The following is an 8,753-nucleotide window of genomic DNA, read 5'->3' as shown; positions in this document are numbered from 1 at the left end:
GCATTTGACTACTATTCCCTTGAAATTGTGAAAAATAACAGTTTACGGATTTTTTTATTGTATTCAATTTAAATGGTGATTGAGCCTAGAGTTTTCCTCAATAATCTACTTCAAAAAATTGCGGATTAAAGGCATAGCAATTCCAGGGTAAGGTTTGCTCTTTAATTTCAAGAAGGATGCGCACTCTATCAAGTGCAGCAAACTCTTTCTTTATAGACAAATAACAAACGCGCTTTACCCCGTTTAAAATGACAAAGTGATAGTTACTCTCGGGACGATCATAGAAATAGTAGTCAGGGAAATCGTAGTAATTGCCATTGGCATGAAGTTGGACAGGAAAACCATGAATGATAACTTTCTGGGCAAAGCTTGATGTGCTGAATGCAATCAGTGCTACTAATACATAAAGTATCTTGATTTTCATCGCAGCCTCTCCCATCCTTGATAGCTACAATAGAGCCTGTTTACATATCTATTATCTTGGTGCTTATGGCTTGGTTTTCTGCGTTTCGCTGCTTACATACTAGCATTTATGCTCTCTTGCGAGGCATTCAAACTAGCGAAATATAAACAGCCCCTAACTTTTCAAATTATAGTCACAAATTTAATATTTAATGGTGTGGGGTAAGAGATTGAGAGTGTTTGTCTAAAGAAATCAGCTCTTCATTGCTTTCACAACGAAGAGCCATTTATTACGGTTATTCCATCTTAAAAGCCAATTCATTCCCATTGTCAACGGAATGATTATTGGCTGCAGATTGCAGATCTGCCAACTCAACAGTTTCATTAAGCATGAGTTGTTGTAATTTTTGTTGATGTTGAAGAAGATTTTTATAAGCAGTTGAGGTTTTGATAGCACTAAGGTTGTTATGATTGTCGGCGGCTTGCGTCAAGTCATCGAGCGCTTCGGATAACAGTTTGTTTGCTTGTACTAAATCGTTCTTATCCAACTTATTTAATGACTCACGCAACCTAATCATTTCTTGCGTTAAGCGAGTTCGATGTGGGGGGTTTGAAGAGAACATGCTGAGCGCGAAGCGACTAGAATGGTTTTTCTTTTGATTATATTCAAGCGCTATGTCAAGGCTCTTAATCAGGCCTGAAATGAAGGTGTCTCTGTTAAGTGCATCATCATTTAAAGTTGTTATTTTTTGTTTTAAGACATATTTGGGGGTAAAAAATGATGCATAACTGGATATAACTGGCTTCTGCTCTTGCTCTTGGAGTTGCTTATCTTTTTGTTCAGCAATATTTTGCTTTAGATAGTCAGTAAGTTGTGTTTGTAGGGTATTCATATCTCTAAGTTGAATGGTTAGCTGTTTTAGACTCTGTTCTTGTTGAATATCAGGATGTTGTATTTGCCCAAGCTGATTTCTCATTTCAGTTAGGTGATAAATGATCTTATTGCCCAGTTTTTGAAGCTGGTCTATCTGGGCGTTAATATTTGAAGCATCGCTATCTATTAATTCATTTACCTTAGCTAACAACGCGCGATGATTTTTAAGTAATGTTTGGAATGAATCAGAAGGAACATTTGCCAAACCGTTATTAGCCAGAGCCTTATCCCAATTAGCTGACAACAAATAATTAGGGGTGAAGGTGAAGCGAATCTCATAGAGTGGAATGATTTGCGCACCTTTAGGAACACAAATTTCAGTGGAGCGATAATCTGATTTAGGATCAAGTTCTTGTGATAAGGCAATGCAGGAGTCAAAAGAATCAGCTGGTTTTTCTCTCTCTTTAATGAGGTCGTTTTTTGCCGATAAAATTTCAGCATTACCTACGTATACACGATTTAGTAAAACAACACGTTCCGCAGGCTGCATGGTTTCTTTATCGTAACAGGAACATTGCTCAGTCATATTGCATTGACTGCAACGGGAAAAGGTGGCTGCTTTTGAAAGCTCGGAGGTAAAGTAAATTCCTTTTCCCAAAGGACCATAGCCATTGCCAGTAACACGGCGGCAACGATTTTCATCAAAACCATTTGTCATGATAAGGTGGGCAATATCCGCACCAGTACCATGGTAAAGTAACATTTCACCGTCCTCTAATTGAATATCAGGTATCTCAATCGTTTGCATTTGCGCAAGATAGTTTTGAGGCAGGGGTTTCTGAAGTTTTATATCTTTTTTGACTGCTGCATATTTTTGTTCGATTTCATCGTTAGCTAATTTGGTAACGCCGGTAACATGGGTTGCAAATTGATCGCCACCAAAAGCAGGTACATCACCTTTCGCTTCTTTTATCATTTGAGAAAAATAAGCGCTTATCCCGTTATCTTTGGCACGAGCAAGGCGTGAAGGCTCAAAAGCCATAGAGACTTTAAGGCGCTCACGAGCTTGTTGCTGAAATTGCTGATCAAAGTTATTGACGGCATTTTCACCCAATGCTTGCGCATATTTGATAAGGATCGGCGTATTTTGATTTTTACTTTTATTTTGTAACGCGGTAACTAATGTCTGTTGATGAGCACTTGGTTTTAAACCTACGAGGAAGGCGCTTGTTAATTCGTGTTGCTCAATAATTTTAAGGAGAGTATTTAATTCCTTAGTATCAATTCTCCAATTAGTTAAATCTAATTTTTTAGTATTGGTGACCTTCTTAATCAGTTCTTGAAATGCGCCATATTTACCATTATGAATTTCTTGTTCTATATCAAGTTCTACTTTTTGTAACTCACCCATTGACCATAGAACATCTTTGGTATGCAAGACTTTTAACTGTGCATCATAGTCTGTATTTTCTCTGCCAAATTCCTGATATTTAACACAGGTACCAGTCGTTTTGCAGGCTTGGATAGCATAAGTAAGCAGATTTGACACGGCGTTGGGAACATTCACTTTGTTTTCTGCTAAAAGCTCGCTCAGTTCATGTTCAATATCCTTGCGTACGGGTTGATCGGGGCCGCCCGTCTTGCAACGTACCAGATCCGTATGATGACTTAAGTCTATAATTCTATATAATAATTTCGCCAGCTTTTCTTTATCGTTACCGGGAAGTTTGCTAACCAAATCCTTATACTTAGCAAAATCCGGTTTATGAGTGGCGATTGAGAAAGCGAGAAATTCAATCAACCCCTTGTCAAATCCTAGTCTGGTTGCAACCTCGGTAAATAATTCTGAAGAACGTTTGGCGTTATTTGGATCATCTCTGCCTGATTGCTCATTGGTTCGGCCACTGCGACATAAAAAGATGGCTAATTCTAAGCAGGTTTTTACCTCAGCATCATTTATTATTGCTTTGGCTAGAGTACTGAATTCGTCTTTGCCGTATTTAGCAATAATTTCCAGATAATTTTTTGCATAATGTCGTTGTCTAACGGCATGGGTGACATCATGATTGCGGTGATAAACGGTATAATTGTCATGCTGTAAATTATAAGAGTATTTTGCTATTACGGAGGGGATATCAAGATAGGGTCGATTGATATAGTTATTAGCCAGGCATTGCCAAATCCCGCTTTTATTCGTATTCGCATTATGCTGCCAAAATTTCTTAAATTGATTAAGTGGGGCAAGATCTATGGACATCGTGTAACCAAAGCTGGATGATTTTGTAGGTAGATTAACGATGTCTGTTTCTGGGCCTTGAGGTTGGCTGTCTGTTTTAGTAAACATGATGGACTCCTTAATTTATGAACAACTTGTTCATAAATAATTCTATTTCGCCACCATAGACAGCTCCTGAAATCGGGGTAAAAAATAGGAAAAAGCGTTGAAAAACCCTAGATCAAACAAGGGAAAGAAAGGGGTTAAGTTCGGTGTAGCTGATGTTGAATAGCCGAGTAGCTGTTTGTGTAAAAAGCTTGTGACTATTAAATTTTGTTAAGTTGTTGCGGTTTAAGCAGGAACTGCTTAACAACGATAAGAAGGATTTCAGTATTGGAATAAAGTACTGAGATTAAGAAGACAATATACCTGGTATACCTGGTTTCCAATTATGATTGCAGTTGCTGCCAACGGAAGCAGGATTTGACATGATCGTTTACCATGCCCACAGATTGCATGAAAGCATAGCAGGTGGTTGGGCCCATAAAAGCAAAACCATCTTTCTTTAATTGTTTGGCCATTGCAATCGAAGCCGGAGTAATTGCTGGAACATCAGTCAGACTTTCCCGGCTGTTTTGAATAATTTGTCCCTCGGTAAATTGCCAGAAATAATCAACAATGTTTTCTCGCGCCTCTACGCGTAAAAAACTGATGGCATTAGTACGTACCGCCTTAATTTTTAATTTATTACGTATAATACCTTCACTGTTGAGTAACAATTCCAGCTCTTTGTCGGTCAGGATAGCCAGTTTTTCTGGTGAAAAATCCAAGAACGCTTTGCGCATGGCTTCCCTTTTTTTGAGAATAGTAAACCAGCTTAGGCCTGCCTGCATGCCTTCCAAAAGAACCATTTCAAAGAGTTTTTCCCGTTTTCTGACAGGAACCCCCCACTCCTCATCATGGTATGAGATATAGAGGGGATCTTTAGTGCACCAGGCGCATCGTGGCATAGTCATTACCGTGAATAGACGGAAGCAAAGCTTCCGTGTTCATTAATGTTTAGTATTGAGGAGATGTTTTACTTTGAGTGGAGACAGCATGGAATCAGACTGGAAAGCCACCGCAAGCGTGTGATCATCTCTCATGTTATAAACACAGGCCCAGATCTCTTCTTCATCCTGTTGTGGTACAGGATTTCCAGAGAGATTGACCAATCGCTTATTCCCTTCAGCGACCGCTTTTTCTGCGGATTCAGCAGGGATAGGCCCCATTGTAAAAAGCCAGGAATTTTGAGTGCCGTATTTGCTAAGGTTATAAGTTAGGTACATATCACGTAATAATGTTTGAGCCAGTGCCATCTTGGTGCTTTTTATTAAATTGGCATCCGGGCAACTGGAAGGATGGTTGAACGCGAACGAAGAGCCAGAAATTACCAATGCACTAACGAAAGCGATCAAAAGGGATTTTAACGTCATGTAATAATCTCCTTGGCATATGTGGATTAGAATCGCCAGACTAGCAAGCGCGATTCTTTCTGGCAAGAATAATTTGCAAGATCAGTAGACGTCTCGAAATTACATTAAATCAAAGGTCCATTTCCCTAATAAAAACAGGACATTTCCATTACGTTTTGACAAGCCAGGAATGTAGGTGGCGGAGAGGGTTGCTTGACGGTAATTAAATGATAGCCAGGGGAGAACTCCTGGAAAGGGGATACCCTTATTAAGATCCGGACGCGCCGTAACCAGGGCGGCAACCCCTGCACCAACTCGCATGTTGTCACTTAAATGCGCAACTTTAAGAAAAGCATAGCCAGCGACTGGCTCGACATTTTTATGCGAATCAAGAAAAGCGAAGGCATAGAGTCCATGCCAATCACCATTTTCATCATACAGGCCCTTACCTAAACCACCGCCCCAGGCAAGCTCATTATAAGTTTTAATCTTTTCAGGTGGATAGGTATAACGGTTATGCCAGGCATAGCCGGTAAGGTATAGTTCATTACTGCCTTCTGTCCATATTTGCTTTAAGCGTTGACTGATACAGACAGGCTTAAACCACGCATGCCAGGTAGAACACGTTGCGTCATTTTCTGCCCTGACAATAGTCGTCATCATCAAGAGTAACAGGCCAATAAAAATTGTTTTCATCTGGGTTTTCAATATGTCCGGGGTTTCTACACCACTTGGTTTAATGCTAAAGTGATTCAGACATCATTGATGACGGGCTATAGCCTAATACGATTTATAACGTCACCTAGTCGAGAGCATACTAACATGGACTTGTTTCGCAAAAAAGGTATTCATGATTCGGTCGATACTGATTCGCATTTGGCTCAGTGCTTGTCAGCTTTTGATTTGGTTTTCCTGGGCGTTGGTGCTATTATCGGCGCGGGAATTTTTGTGTTAACCGGTATTGTTGCCGCAACGCAAGCGGGCCCGGCTATCATTTTATCCTATGTTGTAGCAGGGTTTGCCTGTGCCTTTGCCGCTCTTTCTTATGCTGAATTAGCAGCAGCCATTGGCGGTTGTGGCAGTGCTTATGGCTATGCTTATGCTGGTTTTGGTGAATGTATTGCCTGGGTTGTCGGTTGGGATTTATTGCTGGAATATGCTATCTCTGTTTCTGCCGTTTCAGTTGGCTGGAGCGGCTATTTCAATGATTTTTTACGAGCATTAAAAATTAATTTACCTCCCTATTTCATTCATGGTCCTGCCGATGGTGGAATATTTAACTTATCGGCTTTTACTATTATTTTGATTTTGTCTGCCTTATTGGTTTATGGAGTAAAAACAAGCTCCCGGTTTAATAATTTAATGGTTCTGGTGAAACTACTGGTTATTTTCCTTTTTATCGGGATAGCACTGATTGATATTAATCCGAATAATTGGAAGCCTTTTATGCCTTTCGGTTGGCGTGGCGTGATTGAGGGGGCTTCCCTGATTTTCTTTGCCTATATTGGTTTTGATGCCGTATCCACTGCGGCAGAAGAGGCTATAAACCCACAAAGGGATCTGCCTGTAGGTATTATAGGCTCTCTGTCTATTTGTACTGTTTTATACATTATTGTTTCCGGGTTGTTAACAGGGATGGCTCATTACAGCACACTCAATGTTTCTTCTCCCATCAGTTATGTTTTATTGATGCTGGGACATAAAATAGCTGCTGCATTAGTTGGTGTTGGCGCTATAGCGGGGCTGACCACCGTAATGCTGGTACTATTTTATGGTCTTAGCCGCGTGTTTTTGGCGATGGCACGCGATGGGCTGTTGCCACGATTTTTTGCTTCGATTAATCCTCATACTAAAACACCAATACGTATTATTGCCTCCTGTGGAACGTTGATGGCCATTCTGGCTGCCTTTGTACCTATTGCTGATTTGGCTGAGTTAGTCAATATAGGGACTCTTTTTGCCTTTATCACAGTTTGTATCGGAGTAATTATTTTACGTTATACGCATCCCGATTTACCTCGACCATTTAAAACACCTTTTATGCCCTTAATCCCTGTTCTGGGTGTGATCAGTTGCGCTTACCTAATGATTAACTTGCCATGGTTTACCATGCTCCGTTTTATTGTCTGGATGGTGATTGGCATAGGCCTTTATTGGTTTTACGGCCGTTTTAACAGTGTGCTCAATCACAAGGAAAGTACGTAGGTTATTGTGAGAAAACAGAAACGTACCAGTATTTCTTATTTGTTACAGCGTCTTGTAAAGACACACAAGGAAGGCCTACTGACTTATAATACTCTGGTTAAAGCCATGGGTGAGCAGGCCTACGGTTTAATTATTATTCTTTTTGCTCTACCAAGTGCTTTACCTATTTCAGCACTTCCTGGCGTCTCTTTTATTTTTAGCGTGCCCATTATTTTTATTGCGGTGCATATTATTATGGCAAGGCCTTCTTTATGGTTACCCGTGGCACTGGCAAGACAACGCATTGAGGCTGAGAAATTGGCCAATATTGTTCATAGGACTGCCCCTCATTTAAAACGCATAGAGCTTTTATTAAAACCGCGTTGGCAGTTTCTCTCTTCGCCAGTGATGGAGCGAATACACGGTATTATGTTACTGGGATTAGGTTTGCTTTTAATGTTACCAATTCCTTTCAGTAATTTTGTGCTTGCGCTCTTAATTATTTTGTTTGGATTAGGATTATCGGAAAAAGATGGTTTGTTATTATTTATCGCCTATTGTGCTACTTCTTTGTATTTGTTTTTACTTGCCAATGTAGTAGAGGAAATTTTTGTTATTTTTTTCACCTAGCGAAGGGTTAGCATAAGACCCGCTGCTACTATTCCGGCGGCTGGAACAGTCAATAACCAGGAGAGAAAAATTCGCTTTAAAACAGGCCAGTAGGTGCCATTAACACCATTAATTAGTCCGACACCAGCTATTGAACCAGTGACTGTATGGGTTGTTGAAACAGGAATACCATACTCAGTGGCTGCAAAAATCATGATGGCCGCCCCTGTTTCTGCTGCACAACCGCGCATGGTGTTAAGTTCAGTGATCTTTGTGCCCATGGTGTGCACAATACGCCAGCCACCTGCTAAAGTCCCCAAACTAATAACCAGATGGCAAGAGATAACAACCCAAAAAGGGACATAAAAAGTACCGCCAAGCCAGGAGGCAGAAAATAACAAAACGGCGATGATCCCCATGGTTTTTTGCGCGTCATTTCCACCATGAGTCAAACTTAGCAGGGCTGAAGAAGCAAGCTGGAACCCTTTGAACATTCTATTAAGAGCTACTTCACTTTGATACTTTGATAGACGGCTAAAGAGATAAGTAAGGAAAAAACCAATTAGTAATCCCGCTGCCGGAGAAACAAAAATACCAATAGCAACCTTCAAAAAGCCAGCGAGTTTTAGGGCACTGACACCGGCTTTTGCAAGTGCTGCGCCAGCAAGGCCACCGATTAAGGCATGCGAAGAACTAGATGGCAGGCCATAGTACCAGGTTACCAGGTTCCAAAAAATCGCACCTACTAACGCGGCTAAAATAAGAGAGGCATCTACTATGGTGGTGTCAATTAAACCGCTACCAATAGTTTTTGCAACCATTAAATTAAAAATTAAGAAAGCGATAAAATTAAAAAAAGCCGCCCACAAAACAGCTTGGCGCGGTGTCAAAACGCCGGTAGTGACTATGGTGGCGATGGAATTTGCTGCATCGTGAAAGCCATTAATAAAATCAAAGAGAAAGGCTATTACAATAACAAACAAGATAAATGAACTACCAGACGCCATGATTTGTC

At 40.5% G+C, this 8,753-nt stretch carries 8 protein-coding genes; 2 read left to right on the top strand and 6 right to left on the bottom strand.

Annotated features, from left to right (window positions below):
• Window positions 1–97: 97 nt before the first annotated feature.
• The 5 genes from Lfee_RS10235 to pagP all read right to left on the bottom strand — a co-directional run bounded on the left by Lfee_RS10235 (window position 98) and on the right by pagP (window position 5,641).
• The gene (locus Lfee_RS10235) at window positions 98–424 is read right to left on the bottom strand and encodes a hypothetical protein (protein ID WP_058446478.1); all 327 of its coding nucleotides are present in this window, start codon (window positions 422–424) and stop codon (window positions 98–100) included.
• Between the two features lie 274 nt (window positions 425–698).
• Window positions 699–3,620, bottom strand: coding sequence for a SidE phosphodiesterase domain-containing protein (locus Lfee_RS10230; protein ID WP_058446476.1), 2,922 nt, complete (start codon window positions 3,618–3,620; stop codon window positions 699–701).
• A 320-nt stretch (window positions 3,621–3,940) separates the two neighbouring features.
• On the bottom strand, window positions 3,941–4,501 hold the full coding sequence (locus Lfee_RS10225; RefSeq protein WP_238584915.1) for a DNA-3-methyladenine glycosylase I: 561 nt from the start codon (window positions 4,499–4,501) through the stop codon (window positions 3,941–3,943).
• Between the two features lie 42 nt (window positions 4,502–4,543).
• Complete coding sequence (locus tag Lfee_RS10220; RefSeq protein WP_058446472.1) at window positions 4,544–4,966, bottom strand: DUF4949 domain-containing protein; 423 nt, start codon at window positions 4,964–4,966, stop codon at window positions 4,544–4,546.
• Between the two features lie 99 nt (window positions 4,967–5,065).
• Window positions 5,066–5,641, bottom strand: coding sequence for a lipid IV(A) palmitoyltransferase PagP (gene pagP, locus Lfee_RS10215; protein WP_058446470.1), 576 nt, complete (start codon window positions 5,639–5,641; stop codon window positions 5,066–5,068).
• A 126-nt stretch (window positions 5,642–5,767) separates the two neighbouring features.
• On the opposite strand from pagP, the gene Lfee_RS10210 reads away from it, so the two are divergent.
• Together Lfee_RS10210 and Lfee_RS10205 are read left to right on the top strand one after the other, a co-directional pair.
• Complete coding sequence (locus Lfee_RS10210; protein WP_058446468.1) at window positions 5,768–7,150, top strand: amino acid permease; 1,383 nt, start codon at window positions 5,768–5,770, stop codon at window positions 7,148–7,150.
• Between the two features lie 6 nt (window positions 7,151–7,156).
• Window positions 7,157–7,759 carry an exopolysaccharide biosynthesis protein gene (locus Lfee_RS10205; protein ID WP_058446466.1) on the top strand — a complete coding sequence of 201 codons (603 nt, stop codon included), beginning with the start codon at window positions 7,157–7,159 and terminating at the stop codon, window positions 7,757–7,759.
• On the opposite strand, the gene Lfee_RS10200 is transcribed toward Lfee_RS10205, so the two are convergent.
• Window positions 7,756–8,745, bottom strand: coding sequence for an inorganic phosphate transporter (locus Lfee_RS10200; RefSeq protein ID WP_058446464.1), 990 nt, complete (start codon window positions 8,743–8,745; stop codon window positions 7,756–7,758). The two genes, Lfee_RS10205 and Lfee_RS10200, sit on opposite strands and share 4 nt — an antisense overlap.
• Window positions 8,746–8,753: the final 8 nt, after the last annotated feature.

It is taken from the genome of Legionella feeleii, from assembly GCF_001467625.1.
Taxonomy (GTDB): Bacteria; Pseudomonadota; Gammaproteobacteria; order Legionellales; family Legionellaceae; genus Tatlockia; species Tatlockia feeleii.
This window is presented reverse-complemented; position numbering and strand designations above follow the sequence as displayed.

Bases quoted from the DNA above. Each gene is read 5' to 3' on its own strand.
- Lfee_RS10235 (WP_058446478.1), bottom strand. From the start codon at position 424: ATGAAAATCAAGATACTTTATGTATTAGTAGCACTGATTGCATTCAGC.
- Lfee_RS10230 (WP_058446476.1), bottom strand. From the start codon at position 3,620: ATGTTTACTAAAACAGACAGCCAACCTCAAGGCCCAGAAACAGACATC.
- Lfee_RS10225 (WP_238584915.1), bottom strand. From the start codon at position 4,501: ATGCCACGATGCGCCTGGTGCACTAAAGATCCCCTCTATATCTCATAC.
- Lfee_RS10220 (WP_058446472.1), bottom strand. From the start codon at position 4,966: ATGACGTTAAAATCCCTTTTGATCGCTTTCGTTAGTGCATTGGTAATT.
- pagP (WP_058446470.1), bottom strand. From the start codon at position 5,641: ATGAAAACAATTTTTATTGGCCTGTTACTCTTGATGATGACGACTATT.
- Lfee_RS10210 (WP_058446468.1), top strand. From the start codon at position 5,768: ATGGACTTGTTTCGCAAAAAAGGTATTCATGATTCGGTCGATACTGAT.
- Lfee_RS10200 (WP_058446464.1), bottom strand. From the start codon at position 8,745: ATGGCGTCTGGTAGTTCATTTATCTTGTTTGTTATTGTAATAGCCTTT.